15 protein-coding genes and 1 riboswitch are annotated in these 19,682 nt (G+C 68.9%); of the genes, 4 read left to right on the forward strand and 11 right to left on the reverse strand.

The window, feature by feature from the left end:
* Positions 1-8: 8 nt before the first annotated feature.
* The gene (gene cobW / locus BMY06_RS28580; RefSeq protein ID WP_272904512.1) at positions 9-1,094 is read right to left on the reverse strand and encodes a cobalamin biosynthesis protein CobW; all 1,086 of its coding nucleotides are present in this window, start codon (positions 1,092-1,094) and stop codon (positions 9-11) included.
* Between the two features lie 273 nt (positions 1,095-1,367).
* Positions 1,368-1,640: riboswitch (cobalamin riboswitch) on the reverse strand.
* 348 nt (positions 1,641-1,988) lie between these two features.
* Between cobW and BMY06_RS40265 the strand changes: the two genes are divergently transcribed.
* The 4 genes from BMY06_RS40265 (at position 1,989) to bluB (ending at position 5,157) form a co-directional block, all read left to right on the forward strand.
* Positions 1,989-2,420: a cobalamin biosynthesis protein gene (locus tag BMY06_RS40265; RefSeq protein WP_074986718.1), complete on the forward strand. Its 432-nt coding sequence runs from the start codon at positions 1,989-1,991 to the stop codon at positions 2,418-2,420.
* An 80-nt stretch (positions 2,421-2,500) separates the two neighbouring features.
* On the forward strand, positions 2,501-3,103 hold the full coding sequence (gene cobO / locus BMY06_RS28590) for a cob(I)yrinic acid a,c-diamide adenosyltransferase (RefSeq protein ID WP_065059618.1): 603 nt from the start codon (positions 2,501-2,503) through the stop codon (positions 3,101-3,103).
* A gap of 4 nt (positions 3,104-3,107) precedes the next feature.
* Positions 3,108-4,487, forward strand: a complete 1,380-nt coding sequence (locus tag BMY06_RS28595; protein WP_074986662.1) for a cobyrinic acid a,c-diamide synthase CobB — start codon at positions 3,108-3,110, stop codon at positions 4,485-4,487.
* The gene (bluB, locus tag BMY06_RS28600) at positions 4,471-5,157 is read left to right on the forward strand and encodes a 5,6-dimethylbenzimidazole synthase (RefSeq protein WP_065059492.1); all 687 of its coding nucleotides are present in this window, start codon (positions 4,471-4,473) and stop codon (positions 5,155-5,157) included. Before BMY06_RS28595 ends, bluB begins: the two co-directional genes overlap by 17 nt.
* Positions 5,158-5,337: 180 nt before the next feature.
* Here bluB and BMY06_RS28605 read toward each other — a convergent pair whose 3' ends face one another.
* From BMY06_RS28605 to ribA, 10 genes are all read right to left on the reverse strand, one after another.
* A complete protein-coding gene (locus tag BMY06_RS28605) occupies positions 5,338-6,006 on the reverse strand; it encodes a DUF4136 domain-containing protein (RefSeq protein WP_074986663.1) in 669 nt (222 codons plus the stop codon).
* Positions 6,007-6,166: 160 nt separating this feature from the next.
* Positions 6,167-8,593 carry a CHASE2 domain-containing protein gene (locus tag BMY06_RS28610; RefSeq protein ID WP_065059617.1) on the reverse strand — a complete coding sequence of 809 codons (2,427 nt, stop codon included), beginning with the start codon at positions 8,591-8,593 and terminating at the stop codon, positions 6,167-6,169.
* 11 nt (positions 8,594-8,604) lie between these two features.
* The gene (locus BMY06_RS28615) at positions 8,605-10,047 is read right to left on the reverse strand and encodes a FecR family protein (protein ID WP_244144442.1); all 1,443 of its coding nucleotides are present in this window, start codon (positions 10,045-10,047) and stop codon (positions 8,605-8,607) included.
* Positions 10,044-10,742 (reverse strand): response regulator transcription factor, encoded by a 699-nt coding sequence (locus BMY06_RS28620; RefSeq protein WP_065059616.1) that lies wholly within the window; start codon positions 10,740-10,742, stop codon positions 10,044-10,046. The genes BMY06_RS28615 and BMY06_RS28620 overlap by 4 nt, the downstream gene beginning before the upstream one ends.
* Before the next feature lie 264 nt (positions 10,743-11,006).
* On the reverse strand, positions 11,007-11,513 hold the full coding sequence (locus BMY06_RS28625; protein ID WP_074986664.1) for a hypothetical protein: 507 nt from the start codon (positions 11,511-11,513) through the stop codon (positions 11,007-11,009).
* A gap of 989 nt (positions 11,514-12,502) precedes the next feature.
* Positions 12,503-13,570 (reverse strand): OmpA family protein, encoded by a 1,068-nt coding sequence (locus tag BMY06_RS28630; RefSeq protein ID WP_074986665.1) that lies wholly within the window; start codon positions 13,568-13,570, stop codon positions 12,503-12,505.
* Between the two features lie 125 nt (positions 13,571-13,695).
* Positions 13,696-15,474 (reverse strand): YadA family autotransporter adhesin, encoded by a 1,779-nt coding sequence (locus BMY06_RS28635; RefSeq protein WP_143064442.1) that lies wholly within the window; start codon positions 15,472-15,474, stop codon positions 13,696-13,698.
* On the reverse strand, positions 15,471-17,207 hold the full coding sequence (locus tag BMY06_RS28640; RefSeq protein ID WP_074986667.1) for an ESPR-type extended signal peptide-containing protein: 1,737 nt from the start codon (positions 17,205-17,207) through the stop codon (positions 15,471-15,473). Before BMY06_RS28640 ends, BMY06_RS28635 begins: the two co-directional genes overlap by 4 nt.
* Before the next feature lie 527 nt (positions 17,208-17,734).
* Positions 17,735-18,676, reverse strand: coding sequence for an SH3 domain-containing protein (locus tag BMY06_RS40520; RefSeq protein WP_074986668.1), 942 nt, complete (start codon positions 18,674-18,676; stop codon positions 17,735-17,737).
* A gap of 65 nt (positions 18,677-18,741) precedes the next feature.
* Positions 18,742-19,389 carry a GTP cyclohydrolase II gene (gene ribA, locus BMY06_RS28650; RefSeq protein ID WP_065059486.1) on the reverse strand — a complete coding sequence of 216 codons (648 nt, stop codon included), beginning with the start codon at positions 19,387-19,389 and terminating at the stop codon, positions 18,742-18,744.
* Positions 19,390-19,682: the final 293 nt, after the last annotated feature.

A 19,682-nucleotide genomic window follows, 5' to 3' on the forward strand; every position in this document is an offset into this window, starting at 1 on the left:
GCTCGGTGTTATTGCGCGGATGCGGTTTGCGCCGCGGCCAGCGCCGCGTCGAACGCGCCTTGCAGCGCGGCGGCGTCGAGCTCCTCGCCGATCAGCACGAAGCGGCTCGCGAGTGGCTGCGCCGCGCTTTCCTGCACGTTCCAGCGGCGATCGAAATAGCTGTCGAAGCGGCGGCCCACGCCCTGAATCACGAGGCGCATCGGCGCGCCCGGCAGCGCGGCGAAACCCTTCACGCGATAGATCGTGTGCGTATCGACGAGCGTTTGCAGCGCCGCGACCGCCGCGTCGCGCGACGACACCTGCGCCTCGACCACGACGGAATCGAACTCGTCGTGATGATGATCGGCGTCGTCGGCGGAACCGTGGTGATCGTGGCGCAGATGAATGCTTTCCTCCGACGCGGCTTCGAGACCGAGCAGCGTGTGCAGGTCGAGCTTGCCGTGCTGCGCGCGCACGATCTTCACCTGCGGCGGCAGTTCTTCGCGCAGCTCCTCGATGAGCGCGTCCTGCGCGGCGGCGTCGATCAGATCGGTCTTGTTCAGGATGACGAGATCGGCGGCCGACAGCTGGTCTTCGAACAGTTCGTGCAGCGGCGATTCGTGATCGAGATTCGGATCGGCCTTGCGCTGCGCATCGACGGCTTGCGGGTTGTCCGCGAACTGGCCGCTCGCGGCGGCGGGACCGTCGACCACCGTCACGACCGCGTCGACGGTGAAGGCGTTGCGGATCGACGGCCAGTTGAACGCCTGCACGAGCGGCTTGGGCAGCGCGAGGCCCGAGGTTTCGATCAGCACGTGGTCGATGTCGGCGCGGCGTTCGAGCAGTTGCTCCATCACCGGGAAGAATTCTTCCTGCACGGTGCAGCAGAGGCAGCCGTTGGCGAGTTCGTAGAGCTGGCCTTCCGTTTCGTTGCCGTTCTCGTCGCAACCGATGCCGCAGCCGCGCAGGATTTCGCCGTCGATACCCAGTTCGCCGAATTCGTTGACGATGACCGCGACGCGCAGGCCGCCTGCGTGCTGAAGAATGTGGCGCAACAGCGTGGTTTTGCCGCTGCCGAGGAAGCCCGTGACGATGGTGACGGGGATTTTGCGCATCTGCATGAGGAAGCTCCTTCGGCGCATGGGCCGCAGGTGAGGTGCGCCGCGCCGTGCGCGTCGCGCGTGAGCGTCCTGGCGGGTGGGTCGTCGCGTGGCGTGCATGACGGCACATGCAATCAGCGTAGTTCGCGACGTGCGCGAAGCACAGGATCGCGGCGCGCTGCATGACGCCATCGGTAACGATACGGACGATACAACCGGTCTGGACGCGCCACGGGCGAGGCCCGGCATGACGCAGAAATCATGGACGCGGCGCCGCAACCCCGCAGCGCGCGTCCCGCGTATCTGGCCGGTATCCGGACTGACGAGTCACGCCGCTTCGCCTTCCCGCGCGGCGCGCCATTCAGGCGCGCGTCGCACAGTGGCCATGCATGCGGCGCATGCGATGAAGCGGCTTGCATCGACCTTGCGGACGATGCGCTCGTTGTACCGTTGCGGGTGCAGTTCAGGTTGGCCGTGCCCGTGGCGGGATGGCTCCCTGATTCCCGTTTAACTGCGTGCGAAACGTACGCGCACGCGAGCACCAGAGTGCGTGCGAGTGTAGGCGCGGGTGCGCTGCGCGTCAACCTGGACGGGCGACGGGCGCGGGCCGTTGCGGCGATGGGCGGTGTCCGTGCGGTGTCCTTGTGGCATGCGGGCGGCGCCGGTTCCGAGCGCATTCCGGATCGTTTCGCCCAGGCCGGCTGGAGCCGCGAGGCCGCCTGTCCGAGCCGCGAGGCGCGAAATGCCTGTGCTATCGTATGCGCGAATTTACGCCGTTTTCGGCCGATTTCCGCTTTTTCCACGCATTACGCCCCCGACTTTCCGCGCTCCGTGACTCCCGCCCCGCCCGCCGACTGCTTGCCCGATGCCGCCCCGGCAGCGGACAATGCGGCGCCGCTCGCCCAGGCGATCGCGATCGGCATCGGCTGCCGCCAGGGCGTCTCGGTTGCGCAGATCGAGGCCGCCGTGCAAGCCGCGCTCGGCGCGTGGCCGCTCGCGCACGTGCGCGCCGTGGCGACGCTCGATGCGAAAACCGCCGAGCCCGCGTTGCGCGCGTTTTGCGCGGCGCACGGGCTGCCGTTGCGGGGATTCACGCGCGAGCAGGTGCAGGCGACGGCGCGGCAAGCGGCATCGGCATCGGCATCGGCATCGGCATCGGCATCGGATTCGATGGCGGATTCGGCTCCGAGCGCGGCGGCGCTGGCGCGTTTCGGCGTGCCGGGCGTGTGCGAACCGTGCGCGCGTCTCGCGGCCGATGGCGGCGCGCTGCTACGCGGCAAGCTCGCGCTCGACGGCGTGACGGTGGCGCTCGCCGCCATCGCGCCCGATACACGACGCTGATGCAGGACGCCCGACGCCCGCATCGCAAGAACACGCATCACCCGACACTCATTGCATTCACAACAGGACGCTTCGCGACGATGAAAACCGACCCGGAATCGCACCAACGCATGACCCAGCGCCGCCGCGAAGGCCACGAAAAAAAGCAGGCCGCCGCGACGCACGAAAAAGGCCTCTTGATCGTCAATACCGGCAACGGCAAGGGCAAGAGCACGGCGGCCTTCGGCATGGCCGTGCGCGTGCTCGGCCACGGCATGAAGCTCGGCGTCGTGCAGTTCATCAAGGGCGCGCTGCACACGTCCGAACGCGACTTTCTCGCCAGCGTCGCGCACTGCGACTTCGTCACGATGGGTGACGGCTACACCTGGAACACGCAGAACCGCGACGCCGATATCGCCACCGCGCGCAAGGGCTGGGACGCCGCGAAGCGCATGATCGAGAGCGGCGAATACGGCATGGTGATCCTCGACGAACTGAACACCGTGCTCAAGTACGAATATCTGCCGCTCGACGAAGTGCTCGGCGTGCTGACCGCGCGCGGGCCGATGCAGCACGTCGTCGTCACGGGCCGTCACGCCGCCGACGAAATGATCGAAGCCGCCGACCTCGTCACCGAAATGCGCCTCGTGAAGCATCCGTATCGCGAGCAGGGCGTGAAGGCGCAAAAGGGCGTGGAGTTCTGACGCGATGAACGCGACGGCGACGAAGACGAAGACGGCGGCGCGCGTGGCCTGCCCCGCGCTCTTCATCAGCGCGCCCGCCTCGGGCCAGGGCAAGACCACGCTCACGGCAGGGCTCGCGCGTCTGCACCGGCGTGCCGGGCGACGCGTGCGCGTGTTCAAGACCGGCCCCGACTTTCTCGATCCGATGATTCTCCAGCGCGCGAGCGGCGCGCCCGTGTTCTCGCTCGACCTGTGGATGGTCGGCGAAACGGGCTGCCGCGCGCTGCTCGCGCAGGCCGCGCAGGAAGCCGACCTGATCCTGATCGAAGGCGTGATGGGGCTGTTCGACGGCACGCCCAGCAGCGCCGATCTCGCCGCCACGTTCGGCGTGCCGGTGGCCGCCGCGATCTCCGCGAAGTCGATGGCGCAGACCTTCGGCGCGATTGCGTTCGGCCTCGCGCGCTTTCGCGCCGACGTGCCGTTTCACGGCGTGCTCGCCAATCACGTCGGCTCGCCGCGCCACGCACAGATGTTGCAGGAAGCGCTGCCGGCCGATATCCGCTGGCTCGGCCACGTCGCCAGCGACGCGGCCTTCGCGCTGCCCGAGCGTCATCTGGGCCTGCATCGCGCCGACGAAATCGGCGACCTCGACGCGCGCATCGAACGCGCCGCCGACGCGCTCGAAGCCACCGCGCTCGCCGCCCTGCCGCCCGCCGTCGAATTCGCGCTGCCCGACGTTGCGTCCGACGTTGAATCCGATGCCGACGCCAACGCCGCGTCCGCCCGTGCGCCGCGCCTGCTCGACGGCCTGCACATCGCGATCGCGCGCGACGCCGCGTTTTCGTTCATCTATCCCGCGAATCTCGCGCTGCTCGAAACGCTGGGCGCGCGCCTGAGCTTCTTCTCGCCGCTCGCCGACGAAGCCGCGCCCACCGACGCCGACGCCCTCTATCTGCCCGGCGGCTATCCCGAACTGCACGCGGCCACGCTCGCGGCCAACGCGCGCTGCGCGCAGTCGCTGCGCGCGCACGTCGCCGCGCAGCGACCGCTCGTCGCCGAATGCGGCGGCATGCTTTATCTGCTCGAAACGCTCACGTCCGCCGACGGCGCGTGCACGCCGATGCTCGGCCTGCTGCCCGGCGCGGCGGTCATGCAAAAGCGCTTCGCCGCGCTCGGCATGCAGCGTCTCGACAGCGCGCGCCACGGCACGCTCACGGGCCACACGTTCCACTACTCGCGCGTGAGCACGCCGCTCGACGCCGAGCTGCACGCGCGCCACGCGCACACCGGCGCGGCGGGCGAGCCGGTCTATCGGCACGGCACGATCGTCGCGACTTATATGCACGCCTACTGGCCTTCCAATCCGGCCTTCGCAGCCGCACTTTTCCATGGCACAGCCCTTTGACGAAGCCGAACGCGCGGCGGTCTACCGCGCGATCTACGAACGGCGCGACATGCGCCACTTCGCGCCCGGTCCCGTCGATCCGGCGACGCTGACGCGTCTGCTCGACGCCGCGCATCACGCGCCGAGCGTCGGCTTCATGCAGCCGTGGCGCATCGTGCGCATCACCGACGCGGCCGTGCGCGCGCAGTTGCAGGACGCCGTCGAGCGCGAGCGCCTCGCGACCGCCGACGCGCTCGGCAAGCGTCGCGAAGAGTTCATGAAGCTCAAGGTCGAGGGGATGCGCGAGTGCGGCGAACTGCTCGTCGTCGCGCTGATGGATCGGCGCGAAGCGCATATTTTCGGCCGCCGCACGCTGCCGGAAATGGACCTCGCGTCGGTGGCCTGCGCGATCCAGAACATGTGGCTCGCGGCGCGCGCCGAAGGGCTCGGCATGGGCTGGGTGTCGATCTTCGACGTCGACGAAGTGCACGCGCTGCTCGGCATGCCGCCCGGCGCGAAACCGGTGGCGATTCTTTGCGTCGGCCACGTCGCGGAGTTCTATCCACGGCCGATGCTCGAAATGGAGCGCTGGGCGCAGCGCAAGGCGCTCGGCGAGTGCGTCTACGAAAACCGCTGGCCGGATGCGGCTCAGGCGGGCGACGCGCCCGGCGACTCGCAAAACAAGGGCTAAAGTCCGAAGCAGACCGCCTCGACGTTGTTGTTGTCGGGGGTGATGAGAAAGGCGCCGTCATAATCGGGCGCGGAGTCGCGCCGCAATCCGGGCCGCAATCCGGGCCGGCCGTCGCCGATACCGCACGCTGTCCGTTGCCGCAGCACGCGAAAGCAGATTCGCGTGCGCGGCGGTCTTACGTCACTGCGCTTGTGGCTTTACCGAGATCACGTCGGGCATCGCCTGATTCGCGTGTTGCGCGTCGTTTTGCGCCCCCTCATGCGGTTTCATCGTCACGCGCCATTGCGCCGCGCCCGCATACGGCAGTTGCGCCAGCGCGCTCGCGACGAGATACGGCAGCGCCTGTTGCGCATCGGCGTTACGGTCGCGTTTGACCGCGCTCACCTTGTAGGCTTCGTGACCGTCGGGCAGCGCGAAGAAGCGCAGCGTCAGCGAGTGCACATAAGGATGGCCGAACCACGGGAGCGACGGCGCTTGCGCCGGCACGCAGCCGCCCACGCAATGACCGTCCGCGACGGTGACATCGGCGGGCCGCGACGCCCATGCCGCCGACACCAGATAGTGCGCCGTATCGGACGCACCCGCCTGAACCGGCGGCGCTTCTTTGAAACCGCGCTGCGCCAGCGCCGCGCGCAGCAGCGGCTCGGCGGACAGCGGCGCATCGGCGCCGGATTGCGCGGTCCTGGCCGCCTGCTCGTCTTCAGCGGGCGTGTGCGCGAAACGGTAGCTCGCGCCCGGCGCACCGGTCTCGGCGAGGCCGCCTTGCGCGCGCACGTCGGCGCTCGGGTTCGCGCAACCTGCCAGCGCGCCCGCCATCGTCAGGGCGCAGATCGTCATCGGGATCTTCACGGGACATACTCCATCGGAATCCTGGCCGGCCAACGCCGGCGGCATCTCATCGCATCTCATCGTCCGGACGCGGCGCACGGCGCTGCGTTCCGGCAAAACGCGCGCACATTGCGCGCTCCATCCGGGCTGACTTCCGTGTGACTTCGCGTAACTTCGCTGCTTATTCCGGCGCATCGAGCGCAGGCAGCGACATCGTCAACGTGGTGCCCTTGTCGGGCTCGCTTTCGACGTGGACCTCGCCGCCGTGGCGCGTCACGACCGTCTTCACGAACGCCATGCCCAGCCCCGCGCCGCTCACCTCGGGCCGCTTGCCCGCATGAAAACGCCGGAACGGCTCGAACAGCTTCGCCTGATCTTCGAGCGGAATGCCGTAGCCGTGATCGCGGATCGAGCAGATCACGCGCGGCGGCCGGCTCTGCGCGATCGCGATACTACAGACAATGCGCGTGTCCTGCGGGCTGTACTTCACCGCGTTGTTCAGAATGTTCACGAGCGCGCGCGTCATCAGCGAGCGGTCGGCGTTGATCCAGCCCATTTCGTCGCCCTCGAACGCCGTCTCGATCTGGATGCGCTTCGCCCTCGCCTGCGGCCACACTTCGTCGCTGGCGTCGATCATCAGTTCGGCGAGGCTCGTCGGCTCCAGCGCATAGACCTGCGATTCCGCGCGCGCGAGCTGCACGAAGTCGTCGGCCAGCGTGAGCGAGCGGCGCGCGTAGCGCTCGATGCGGTCCATGACCTCGCGCACCGGCGCGGCCGCCAGCGTGCCGCGCTCGCGCTCGGTTTCGACCAGCGCGACGATCGACGCCTGCGGCGAGCGCATGTCGTGCGAAAGCAGACGCAGCGCATCTTCGCGCTGACGCTCGGCGTCGTGCAGCGCCGTCACGTCGACGAGACCGGCGATCCAGCCTACCGCCTGGCCCTGCGCATTGGTGCAGCTCGCGTAGCGCAGCAGATAGTCGCTGCCGTCGCGCGCGCGCACTTCCACGCCGCGCTCCATCAACTGCGCGAATTCGCCGCGCGCCGGATCGAGCGGCGCGGGCCAGTGCGCATGCGCGAACGCGAGCGTCTCCGGATTCGGATCGATCGGCTTGACGAGCGCGAGGTCGCCGAACACGTCCTGCACCCAGCGCCCCTCGAACGCGCCCACGTTCAGGCGCGCGAAATAGGCACGCGCCGCGTGATTGGCGATCAGCACGATGCCGCGCAGGTCGGCGACCAGCAAGGGCTCCGGCACCGAATCGAGACTGTCCCAGACGAAGCGGCGCATGTCCTGCAAGCGCTGCGCGGCCTGCGCCATCAGGGCCATTTGCTGCGCCAGCGCGTCGCCCGCGTACTCGCGTCCGGGCGCGGGCGCCTCGGGCAGCAGGTAGGGTTCGTCGGCGAGCTGCTGCAACTCCTTGCGCAGATACGACATCGTCATTTCGAGACGCCGCCAGCTCCAGAGCGGATACGCCACGGCCAGCGCGACGATGGCCGGCACGGGCGTGAGCCAGATGCGCGCGCCGTAGAGCAGCGCCGCGCTCGCGGCCAGCGAAAGCAGCGCGAGCAACGGCAGCAGCAGCAGCGTGCGCAGCGGCGCGAACACCAGAAAGCCGGCCAGCAGCAGCGCGAGCGGCAGCAGCGAAGCCAGCACGACGGTCGGCGGTCCGGCCGGTTCGATGGCGGTGCCGTTGAGCAGCGTATCGAGCACGAGCGCGTGGATATCGACGCCCGGCAGCGGCCCGAGCGTGCCCGAGAGCGGCGTGGCGAAGCGGTCGTAGAGCCCCGACGCCGTCACGCCCACGAGCGCCACGCGCCCGCGCAGCAGGCCGGGCGGCACGCGTCCTTCGAGCAGATCGGCGAACGACACCTTGCGGTAGTGCTCGACGCTCGCGCTGAACGGCACGAGGAAACGCGCCTCGCTGTGCGGGCCGCCCGCGTGCAGCAGGCTGGCGTCGCGGCGCGCGGCGTCGGCGGGATAAGCGGCGTGCGCGAGCGTGACCTGGCCGCTGCGCACCGCGCGCCACAGCGGCACCATGAGTTGCGGCCAGCGCTGCCGGGCGTCGCCCTCGAACAGTGCGACGCTGCGCACGATGCCGTCCGTATCGACTTCGAGATTGATGTGGCCGATCCCGGCCGCCGCCTGCGCAAGCTGCGCGACGGGCTGGTCGACCGTGCGGCGGCCGCCGTCGGTCTCGTCGGCGGGCGACAGCAGCACGGGGAGATACGCGGGCCGCTTGCGCAGCGCCTCGCCGAAGCGCACGTCGTCGATCGACGGCTCGGTGAACAGCACGTCGTAGACCACGGCCGCCGCGCCCGCCTGCGCGAGCCGGTCGACCACCTGCGCGTGCACGCTGCGCGGCCAGGGCCAGCGGCCGAGCGCGGCCACGCTCGCATTGTCGATTTCGACGATCACGATGTCGGGCGAAACCGGCCGCTCACGCAGCGTCAGCAGGCGGTCATAGACGAGATGATCGGCGCCCAGCGTCCACTGCCCCAGCACGCTCAGCAGCACGACGAGAATGCCCGCGCACGCCACGCCCGCCCATTCGAACAGAAAGCGCCGCCCGACCGGACGGCCGAGCGGCGTGGGCGGGCTCACGCTCATGCGCGTCTGCGTCACCAGTCGAGCCGGAACGACTGGACCGGACTGGCTTTCTGGTAGTAGCGGCCGCCCTCGAACTGCTCGGCGATCACGGTCCAGTAATAGGTGCCCTTGGGCAGATCGCGCACCACGGCCTCACCGTCCTGGAGATCGGTGCGGTCGACGAGCGGCGCGCGCAGATCTTCCGTTTTCGCCAGCACGAAGCGAAAACGCGTGCTCTGCGCGCCGCGGTCGACGAACCAGCGGAACGCGTAGTCGCGCGAGTCGTCGACGCGGCCAGCCGTGGCGTCGAGCGAGAGGCGGCGGCGCTCGAACGCGTAGGTGGACGGCATGCCTTCGAGGCCGTTCGCGTCGATCGCGGACAGGCGCACGAAATACGTGCCGTCGTCGAGCGCGCCCGCGTCGACGCGCGGCGAGTCGCTGCGCTGATCGCGGATCATGTCGTACAGACCCGCATCGCGGCCGATCTGCACGCGATAGCCGTGTGCGCCGTCGAATGGCGCGATGTCGAAAGCGACGTGGGCCTCGTCCTGCACCCTGGCGGGATTGCGCAGATCCGGCGCGCCGAGCAGCGCGACGGGCGCGCCGGCCGCACCGCCCGCCTGCGTCAGACTGCCGTGACCGGCCGCGACCAGTTGCGTGGACGCGGCGAGCGGCGTGCCCGGCGCAGGCGCGACGGCGGCGGCGTGACCGCGCGCCGAGGCGTCGACGCCCACCGCGCCGTCGAGCACTTCCACCGCCGTCGAGCCCTTGTCGCCGTTGTAGTTCACGCGAAAGCGCGTGCCGCGCACGCCCGCGACCACCGAAGGCGAGCGGATCTGGAAGCGGTCGTCCTTCTTCGTGGCGTGCGTGACTTCGGTATCGACTTCGCCGCCGCGCAGATTGACGACGCGATCGGTCGCGCCCGTCAGCGCGGTCTGGCGCAGCGTGGCGAGGTCGAGCGAGGTGTTGGGCGGCAGGATCAGATGCGAGCCGTCGCCGAGTTCGAGCGTGGCGAAACCTTCGTTGCCCGTCTGCACGCGGTCGCCTTCGACGAGCTTCGTGCCGACCGCGAGCGGCAGCAGCGGCGCCTGGCCGAAAGCGTGGCTCGCGGGGCCGCTGGTCGCGATCACGCGCGCGCTCAAGCCGTCCTGGCGCAGCAGCGCGACCGGCACGCGCAGTTGCACGCCCGCCTGGAGACGGCGCGGCGCGCTCACGCCGTTCAGGCGCGCGAGCTGGCTCCAGTCGGCGGGATCGCGCAGATAACGCGCGGCGATGTCATAGAGCGAGTCGCCGGCACGCGTGACGTAGATGGCCATCGCGACGGGCCGCGGCTGCGCGAGCGGCGCGCCCGGCTGACGCGCCTGCGCGCCGCGCATGACCGGCAGCAGGCTCAGCGCGAGCGCACAGGCGAACAACGGCCGCGCCAGCGCCAGGCTTGCGCCCGCAACGGGGCGACTCGCGCGGGCGCCCCTCACGCGGCGTCCCCCTCGATGCGCTCGAGGCGGTAGCCGTAGCCGTAGATCGGCGTGAGGCGATAGCCGTTTTCGGGACGCAGACCGAGCTTCGAGCGCAGCATCGACACGTGGGTGTCCATGGTGCGCGACGGGATGTCGTCCGATTGCTTCCAGATCACGTCGAGAATGTGCGCGCGCGACAGCGGGCGGCTCAGGTGCTGGAACAGCAGCAGCGCGAGGTCGAATTCCTTCTGCGTGAGCGCGACCGCCTTGCCGGTCACCGTCACCTGACGCGACTTCAGATCGAACTCGTATTCGCCGAAGACTTCCTTCTGCGCGGGCGGTTGCAGTTGATACGCGCGACGCAGCAGCGAGCCGACGCGCGCGAGCAGCACCGGCGCGGACACCGGCTTGACGACGTAGTCGTCGGCGCCGCTGTTGAGCATCAGCGCGATGTCCACCTCGCGGCTGCGGCTCGTCATGAACAGGACGGGCAGACGCGTGGACAGGCTTTGCCGCACCCAATGAAGAACTTCGTCGCCGGCCATGTCCGGCACGTTCCAGTCGAGCACGAGCAGGTCGAAAGTCTGCCGGCGCAGTTGCCGGACCAGTTCGCCGCCCTTGGCGAACGCGTGGCAGACGTGACCTGCCGCCATCAAGGTTTGACAGACGAAGTCGGTCTGTGCCGGATCGTCATCCAGTACTGCAATTCTCATAGTGCCCCGCACCCAGTATCGTTTTTCATGTTCTCGGGATGGATCCACCCTGCGGTCCCGCCAGCGTTGCCGACGGCGCTGGCGAAATCCCTCCCCAACCCCGTTGCGCGCGACCCGCGCCGCGCGCGCAAACCGCCACTTTCGCAGCGTCTCGAAATAAACGGGAGCGGCAAGCGCGCCTCCGGACCGGGGATGCGGAATCCGCTCATGGTAGACGAAAACGCTCGCATCCGACGCGCGGCCTGTGATCGTCCCGATTACCGACTATCTCGGCGCCGGACGCTGGCCCAAAGGCACGAACACATCGTCGGCCGAGGGCGCGCCCGGTTTTGCGTCCGTTTTTGCGTCTGGCTGTGCATCCGTTTGTGCGCGCCGGGCGTGATCGCCGGGCTGGCCGTGGTGTCCCTCATGCTCCGCGGCGGCCGGCGGATCGCCCGACAGCAGCGCGGCCAGATGGATGCGTACGTGCTCCCATGCGGCATGCGCATAGTCGGGCTGCGCGGCGGCGCGCGCCTGCGCAAGCACAAATGCGCGCAGCACAGTCGCGGAACATTGCGTCAACTTGTCCGAACGGCCATAGCGCGACTGACGCAGCGCCTCGCTCAGCCAGGGCAATTCGGCCTCGCACGAATCGGCGTAAGCCTCCATGGCGGCGCGCGCATGGCGGTCGCGGGCGAGGTCCAGCTCGACGCGGTCGAGATCGCGACTGCCACCCGAAGCGTTGACGCGGGAAGCGGGCGGAAACCGGGTGCTGCCGAAGCGGAAAAACATGAAAACCTCGTGTCGCTAACGCTTGTCGCCGACCAACGCCGCCGTTCGCGCACCGCCTGGCCGCTCATCGAAGCCGCCGGCGCTACCGGACGTCGTGTGTCATGTGATGCCAGGGCGCGCCCGTCCCGGACGTACTTGAGCGTGCTCAAGCGTGCGCGCGTGCCTGTTTGAAAGATTGAAAAACGAGTGACGATGGCCGCAGTCGCGCACCGCGTAGTCTCCGGCAGCCCTCGCCCCCGGACCAGGACCACCGGCGCGGGCGCCGACGCCACCTCGACGGCGCGTCGCACGCGGGCGGACATCACCGCCCGACGTCCGCCTGCTGGCCGCAACCGATCTCACTGCATGGCGTCATGCTCACCGCCATCGCCACTCCTACTACCAGGCGCTGTTTCCAGCGTTATGCGGCGAACTCGAGTCCGCTCTGCCTTCCACGCACCGGCGCGTCGCCGTGTCCCGATCGCGCCAGCCCCCGTAGCCGAATTCCGTGTATGTCGTGCGTGACGGGCATGGCGCCCATGCCGTCGTATCGTGCGCGTCGATCCACTCGGGCTCGATGCCGGCCGTCATGCGGATCATGCCCGCGATGACTTGTTGGGCCGCGACGGCCTATTGTCGTCGCAAGCGGAAAAACCTACTGTCAGGGATTGTTAAATCTGTCGGAATCGACGCAGGAAGGCGTAGGGAAAAGACGCAATGAAGCGCGATGGACGGGCGTGGTCGTCGATTGTGGGCGTGAAGGAGGCGAACGTGCTGGACGGGCGCTATTTGGCAGTTCGAACGAGCTTTCCGCGATGATGAAAGCGCACGAAATAGCCGCTTGAAAGTGCGATGGAAAGTCGGATTGAAAGGCCGATTGGAAAGCCGATTGGAAGTCAGAACGGAAAGACAGAAAGCCCGCCGTATAAGACGGCGGGCGCGTGGGCGCATGCGCAGGTCGCCGCGAACTGCGGACACAGGAGCGAATGCGCCGACTTGCTGCGCAGAACTTATCGCGCGGCGGCCTGTGCGCCTGACGACTTGCGCGCGATCGAAAGCTCGACCCGGCGATTGGGCGCAAGACAGGCAATCAAGGCTTCGCGGTCGCGCTCATTGCACTGCACGACCGGGTTCGCCTTGCCGCGGCCCACCGCGCTCATCGCAATATTCGCCTCGCTGCGCTCGCGCAGATACCCGGCGACGGTTTCCGCGCGCTGCCGCGAAAGCCGCATGTTGTAACTGTCGCTGCCCAGCCGGTCGGTATAGCCCTCCGTGCGGACCGCCGTGACATCGCCCGCTGCGGCAAGATCGCGCGCCAATGCATCGAGACTCGCCCGGCCCTGCGGCAACAGACCGTTGAGATCGCCACGATCGAAACGGAACAGCGTGTCGGTCGGCAACGTGATGCTGCTCGGCAGCGGCGGCGGCTCCTTTCGCGGCGGCTGGCAGGCGTTCAGCACGGCGGGAAGATCGGCGATCTTGTGCTGCACTTCGGCAACGCGCTGCGCGCTCGCGTCGAACGAATGTGTCCACGCCTCATGACCGGCGTGCGTCAGTTCAACCTCGGCGCAGGCCACGCGCTCCTGCGCGGGCTGACACGACGCGAACGCCGGCGACGACTTCGCCGCCATCAGCCGCTGCCACAGATCGGGTCGCACGATGGCCGCGGTTCGCAGCTTCGGATTCTCGACGGACGCCTGCCCGCGCCCCTCGAGCGCGCCGATCAACTGGTCGGCCTGATGCGCCGCTTCTTCGACGAATCCCCAATGGTTGTACTGCGCGTGCTCCTCGCGCGCGGCGTAAATCCAGCACTGCGCCTTCGCGCCGAAATAGCCGGCCTGCTTCGCGCCGAGCGCCTGGAGGCGGTGCTGTTCGTCGTCGAGTTGCGCGCGGCCCACGCTGGCCGGATAGGCGCCGACCCAGGCGTCGGTGGCCGCGCCGGCCTGCTCGCTCTGCGACGCTCTGAGCCCCTCTTCGAGCACGGTGGGGTCCTGAATCTGCAAGGAATCGCGCGTCGCCTGCGACGCGCATCCGGCGAGCACGGCGGAAGCCGCGATCGCCATGGCGATGATTTTCATGTTGGTTGTTGCCCATGGAAAGGCCCGCACGGTCCGCCCGTGCGGTTGGAAAGCGCGGGGCGTGCCGCGTGAGGTGCGCGGCCGGCATTGCGCCGGCCGCGCCGCCAGGGTCGCTGCCCGCTGCGTCAACCGCCGAACACGATGCCAAGACCCGCGCGGACGATGGTGCTGTTGCCACCCGCCGACGAGACGCCGAGGTTGTAGTTGACGCTGCCCTTCTCGTTCCAGCGCGAGACGCCGATGCCGAGCGCCGCCTGGCCGCGATACGCCGCGACGCCCGCGTTCATGGTCGTGCGTCCGGGCAAATACGGCGTGACGACGTTGAGCGCCGACGCCGCCGCAATGCCGCGCCGCGCGTCGCGATCGACGTCGTCGATACGGCTGTTGACGCCGCTGAACGCGCTGTTGAGCTGGCCCAGATTCACGGCGTCGGTGGGCGCCGTGCCGTTCGCGACGTTGGTGATCTGCCGCTCGTTGCCGATGCTGCCCACCGACACCGAGTTGGCGCGGTCAGCCACCGAATTTGCGCCGAGCGCCACGGCATTCGTGCCGGTGGCGTGCGCCTGGTCGCCGATCGCCGTCGACGCGGTGCCGCTCGCGACAGCGCCGCCGCCGGCCGCCAGCGTGTTCGAACCGCTGGCCGTTGCCGCGCCGTTCGGCGAGTTGGCGGCCACGTAGATCGAGGCACTCGCGGCCACGTTCTGCACCGCCTGCTCGATGCTCGCGACCTGCATGTTGGTCGCGAAGAGCTGCGAGCCCGTGACCGCGTCGGTACTGCTCGCGCTCAGCACGGCGTCGGCGAGATTGCTGAGCTTCACGGCCTCGCCGGTCCCGCCCAACGTGACCGAGTCATGCGCCGACGAGTCGTACTGCACCGCGTTCGCGACGGAGCCCGCCATGTTGGTGACCGACTTCTGCAGATTCGTGATGTCGGTGGTGTTCTGCGTGACGCGGCCGTCGAGATTGGTCAGCGCCGAGCCGACGTTGTTGAGCGTCGTGCCGCCGATGGTGTAGGACGGCGCGGCAAGCGTGCCGTCTGCGCTCACGCTCGCGCCGCCGCCCAAGGCGGCTGCCGCATGCGCGACGCTGGCGTAGAGTTGCGCGCCGTTGACCGCGTCCGCGCTCGCGGCATTCACCGCGCCCGCCGCCACGCCCGTGAGCGTGCGGTTGCCCGCCGTGCCCGCGAAATTGACGACCGTGCCGTTCGTGCCCGCGCCGACGTTGATCGCACGGCTGGTGGCATCCTGTGTCACCAGGTCGAGGCCCGAATCCGAAATCTTCTGCTGCAGCGAATTCAGGCCGGTGTCGAGCGTATCGAGCGCGCTGCCGACGGTCGTCTGCGTGCCGCCCTGCATGTGATAGCTCGGCGCAAGGATGCTGCCGTCCGACGCGAGGCCCGCGCCGCCGCCGAGCGTGCCGGCGAGTGCGCGCAACTGGCCCGCGTTCACTGCGTCCCCGGACGCGGAGCCCGCGGCGAGATTCGTGATCTTCGTGCCGTTGGCGCCGCCGAGCGTGACCGTGCCGCGCGAGGTGTCGTCGTAAGCGACGAAGCTGTTCGTGGCGTTGCCGTTGCCGTCCACGTCGAGACCCGCCGCCTTCAACTGGCCGAGGTTGACCGCGTCGCGGTCCGCCGTGCCTTTGGCCACGTTCGAGAGCACCGTGCCCGTCTCGCCGCCGTCGAACGTGACGCGCGCGTGCGCTGGCGTGTCGTACTTCACGCCATCTACAGGGCCTGACGCAGCCGTGTTCTCCACCGCCTTGAGCGCGCTGCCGACGTCGGAGTAGGTCGAGCCGCCCAGCACATAGCCGGGGCCGCTCAGGGAGCCGTCTGCGTTGACGCCCGCGCCGCCGCCCAGCGCCTTTGCCGTGCCGCTGGCGACGCCGTAGAGTTGCGCGCCGTTCACGGCGTCGCTGCTGCCCGCCGCCACGTTGCCGGCGACGAGATTCGTGATGCGCGTGCCGCTCGCGCCGCCGAGCGGTCGTAAGCGACGAAGCTGTTCGTGGCGTTGCCGTTGCCGTCCACGTCGAGACCCGCCGCCTTCAACTGGCCGAGGTTGACCGCGTCACGGTCCGCCGTGCCTTTGGCCACGTTCGAGAGCACAGTGCCCGTCTCGCCGCCGTCGAACGTGACGCGCGCGTGCGCTGGCGTGTCGTACTTCACGCCATCTACAGGGCCTGACGCAGCCGTGTTCTCCACCGCCTTGAGCGCGCTGCCGACGTCGGAGTAGGTCGAGCCGCCCAGCACATAGCCGGGGCCGCTCAGGGAGCCGTCTGCGTTGACGCCCGCGCCGCCGCCCAGCGCCTTTGCCGTGCCGCTGGCGACGCCGTAGAGTTGCGCGCCGTTCACGGCGTCGCTGCTGCCCGCCGCCACGTTGCCGGCGACGAGATTCGTGATGCGCGTGCCGCTCGCGCCACCGAGCGTGACCGTGGCGCGCGACGTGTCGTCGTAAGCAACGAAGCTGTTCGTGGCGTTGCCGTTGCCGTCCACGTCGAGGCCCGCCGCCTTCAACTGGCCGAGGTTGATCGCGTCGCGGTCCGCCTTGCCATTGGCGACGTTCGACAACACCGTGCCCGCGTCGGCGCTATCGAACGTAATGCGCGTATGCGCGGACGTGTCGTATTTCACGCCGTCCACCGAACCCGTGATCGCCGTGCTTTCCACCGCCTTCAACGCCGTGCCGACGTCGCCATAGGTCTGGTTGCCCAGCACATAGCTCGGCGCCATGACCGAGCCGTCGCCGCCCACGCCCGCGCCGCCGCCGAGCGCGCTCGTCACGCCCTTGAGCTGCGCGACGTTCACGGCGTCCGTGTCGCCCTGGCCCGCCGCCATGTTCACGATGCGGCGCGTGTTCGCGAGGCTCGGCAGCGTGGTCGCAACATTGTCCGCGTCGTAGACGACGTGCGTTTGCGTACCGTCACTGCCAACCGATACGGTATTGGCCTGATTCGCCACGGAGCCCGCGCCCAGCGCCACCGAATCGTTGCCCATCGCACGCGACTGAATGCCCAGCGCGAGGCTGGCGTTGCCGTCGGATTGCGTGTTCGAGCCCATGGCGATACTGCCTGCGCCATTCGCCCGCGCCATATCGGTTGGCCCCGTCGACCCCGACGCATTGGCAATACCCCTGACCTGCGCGTACCAGGCGGCGGTCCTGAATGCGGTGGTCAGGCCGGTCGTGTCGACGCCGGAATTGGCGGCCGTTGCCATCAGCGAAGCGCCTTGCGGAGCGGCCGCGGCCATTTCGACCGGGCTCGCAGGAGCCGACGACGACGCAGCGGCCAACGCGGCAGCCCCTGTGCCCTGAACGCCCAGCGAGGCGAGCAGCAGGGCGTTCTGCACGTCGCTCGTGCCAGCGGGCGCGAGCGCGCCGAAGTTCGAACTGATGTTCGCGTTCTCGCTCCCCCTCGCGGCCTGCTCGTTCGCCGCCATGCCGAGCAGCGCCGTGGCGCCTTCCGGCTGCGCGTCCGCAGCGTTCGCCGCGAGCGCGATGCCACCCAGCCCGAGCAACGCAACGGCCTGCGCCGCGTTCACCACGCCTGCCTTCACGCCGCCGCTGCCATGACTGCGTGCGTTTTCCTGCACGGCCACCCACGCGCCAGCCGACTCGTTCCAGACAGATCGATAAGCCTTGTTCATACGCTTCCTTGGTCGTTTCAATGGGGCTGACGTGGAACCGCCTCAATCGGGCAACTCCACGCCTCTTTACTTCGGAATCCAAAACGTATAGCTGTGACCTGGCCGCACACGACGAACCGACGTGTGCCAGACACACTCATTCTTGCTTCAACCGACGCGGGAAATCACCTGGCCGAATGGCTAATGTTGCCGACACCCTGAGCACGAACACGCGAACGGCCAATCAGGCTCGACGAGGGAAACGTCGCCGGACAGGCCATTCAACGGTTGCCGGATCAAGCCAGATCAATCCAGATCAATCGCATGCCTAACTGATTTGACTTGAATCCGGACACCGGCGACTTCGTGCACCGCCAGCGTATGAGATAAAAATCACCCGTCTAAGGTATTCGGCCCCAATCGGGCGGGCCACACGAAAACTCTTAAAAAGCATCTCGAACGAGATAAAACGCGCCCCGCCTTGCGCCGATAAAGCAAAACGGGCGCTCACATCGAGCGCCCGTTGCAGGGTGAAAAGCGTTGGCGGATCAGTTCTGCTTGCGTTCGTCGCCGTGTCCGCCGCCCTGGCCGGACGGATGACCGCCTTGCGGCGCTTCGGGCCGGCCGGCGGGCGGACCGGACGGACGGCCCCCGCCCTGCGGCGGACCGCCGGGACCCGGCGCGCGATTGAACGCAGGCTCGGGCGGACGCCCCGCATTGGGCTGCTGCATTTGCGGACGCGGCGGCTCGGCCGGACGCGCTTGCGCGGGACGCGGCGCTTGCGGAGGCATCTGCGGCGCCTGCTGAGGCGCCCGCGGCGCTTCGGTGCGCTCGCCCCCGTTCATGGGCGGACGGCCGGCATTCGGCGGCGGCGCGCCATTCTCCGGCGGGCGCGCATTCCCTGGCGGCGGGCCGCCTTGCGGACGGCCACCGCCCTCGGGCATGCCACCCGGCGGCCTGGCTCCCGGCGGCGGACCGCCGTTGCCGGGCGGACGCCCCCCGCCAGCCTGCGGCGGCGGCAACGGCCGCGCGGGGCCGCCAGGCCAGTTCGGCGCGGGCGGACGCGGACCATAGCCCGGCGGCCGCGCATGCGTCCAGCGATCGCGCTCGCCGTACCACGGACGGTCGCGATAGAAGCTGCCCCAGTACGCGCCAATCGAAAAACTCACGATCGGCAGCCCGATGGCCGCGCCATAACCGGCGAGCGGCACGTAGCTGCCCTGATACGGATATGTCAGATAGCCGCCGTAGACCCAGCCACGCACGCCCTCGGCGCCGATATCGCACCAGGAGTAATCGCTTACGCAGCCGAACACCACGACCGGCTCGCTCGGCCCGACTTCGCTCACGACGGGATAGTCGCCGGACGGTCCCGCGTAGAGATCGACCGGCTCGCTGGTGTAGGCCTGGGACTGCGCCTGGGCGGCGGGCGCCGCGATCGCGAGGCCGGCGGCCACGCACAGCGCCATCTTCATTGGAATGGTGGACATGCTCCCCCCTTTTTGTTTCGACTCATGCCGAGCGGAGAGCATATTCCGTTCCTGAAATTCGTGCCTTACTCGTTTTCTTCGAAGTAATGCCCGAATTTCACCTGCTTCGTGCGGATATAGCGCTCGTTTTCCTCGCGCATCGGAATCGCCAGCGCGACGCGTTCGATCGTCGGAATACCGTGCTTCGAGAGCGTGTCGAACTTGTTCGGATTGTTGCTCATCAGGCGCACCGACTTGACCTTCAGCAGGCGCAGGATCGCCGCCGCCGAATCGTATTCGCGCGCGTCGTCGGGCAGGCCGAGATCGAGGTTCGCTTCCACCGTATCGCGGCCCTGCTGTTGCAGCTGATACGCGCGGATCTTGTTCGACAGGCCGATGCCGCGCCCTTCGTGGCCACGCAGATACAGCAGCACGCCGCGGCCTTCCGCCGCGATGTAGCGCAGCGCGAGATCGAGCTGTTCGCCGCAGTCGCAGCGGTAGGAACCGAACACGTCGCCGGTCAGACATTCGGAATGCAGGCGGGCGAGCACCGGCTCGCCGCTGCCCACGTCGCCCATCACGAGCGCAACGTGCTCGGCGCCGCCATCCTTTACCCGATAGACGTAGGACTCGAAGGTGCCGTAACGGGTCGGCAGGGTCGCGCTCGCGTCAAGCACGACGCATTCGTTGGCGTTATCGCCGTCCGCGCAGGACGGCTCTTGAAGCGTAGGCATGATGTGGAACAGAGGTCTGGCAAAAACCGGCGCGAAGCCGGACTGGAGTTAGGAACCGGAGTGTACCGCCAATTGCGGCGCGCCGCCCCGCATGGCCGCGCCCGCGCCAGTCGGCTGAAGGGCTCGCCTGCGGGCGGCATCCGTGCGTGCGCCGGGCCGTCCGCGCGAACGGAGGCGCGCAAGGCGCCGCAAAACGCTCTGCGCCCTGCCTCAATCCGTCGCGCATCGCCGCCGGGCCGCACGGCGGGCGGGCGCACACTTCGCGCATACCCCGACGGCTCCGCCGCGCCCAT

The sequence above is a fragment of the Paraburkholderia tropica genome, assembly GCF_900109265.1.
GTDB classification, from domain to species: Bacteria; Pseudomonadota; Gammaproteobacteria; order Burkholderiales; family Burkholderiaceae; genus Paraburkholderia; species Paraburkholderia tropica.

Coding starts and splice junctions, on each gene's coding strand:
- BMY06_RS40520 (WP_074986668.1), bottom strand. CDS start 18,676: ATGTCCACCATTCCAATGAAGATGGCGCTGTGCGTGGCCGCCGGCCTC.
- bluB (WP_065059492.1), top strand. CDS start 4,471: ATGGCACAGCCCTTTGACGAAGCCGAACGCGCGGCGGTCTACCGCGCG.
- cobW (WP_272904512.1), bottom strand. CDS start 1,094: ATGCGCAAAATCCCCGTCACCATCGTCACGGGCTTCCTCGGCAGCGGC.
- BMY06_RS28640 (WP_074986667.1), bottom strand. CDS start 17,207: ATGAACAAGGCTTATCGATCTGTCTGGAACGAGTCGGCTGGCGCGTGG.
- cobO (WP_065059618.1), top strand. CDS start 2,501: ATGAAAACCGACCCGGAATCGCACCAACGCATGACCCAGCGCCGCCGC.
- ribA (WP_065059486.1), bottom strand. CDS start 19,389: ATGCCTACGCTTCAAGAGCCGTCCTGCGCGGACGGCGATAACGCCAAC.
- BMY06_RS28625 (WP_074986664.1), bottom strand. CDS start 11,513: ATGTTTTTCCGCTTCGGCAGCACCCGGTTTCCGCCCGCTTCCCGCGTC.
- BMY06_RS28595 (WP_074986662.1), top strand. CDS start 3,108: ATGAACGCGACGGCGACGAAGACGAAGACGGCGGCGCGCGTGGCCTGC.
- BMY06_RS28630 (WP_074986665.1), bottom strand. CDS start 13,570: ATGAAAATCATCGCCATGGCGATCGCGGCTTCCGCCGTGCTCGCCGGA.
- BMY06_RS28620 (WP_065059616.1), bottom strand. CDS start 10,742: ATGAGAATTGCAGTACTGGATGACGATCCGGCACAGACCGACTTCGTC.
- BMY06_RS28610 (WP_065059617.1), bottom strand. CDS start 8,593: ATGAGCGTGAGCCCGCCCACGCCGCTCGGCCGTCCGGTCGGGCGGCGC.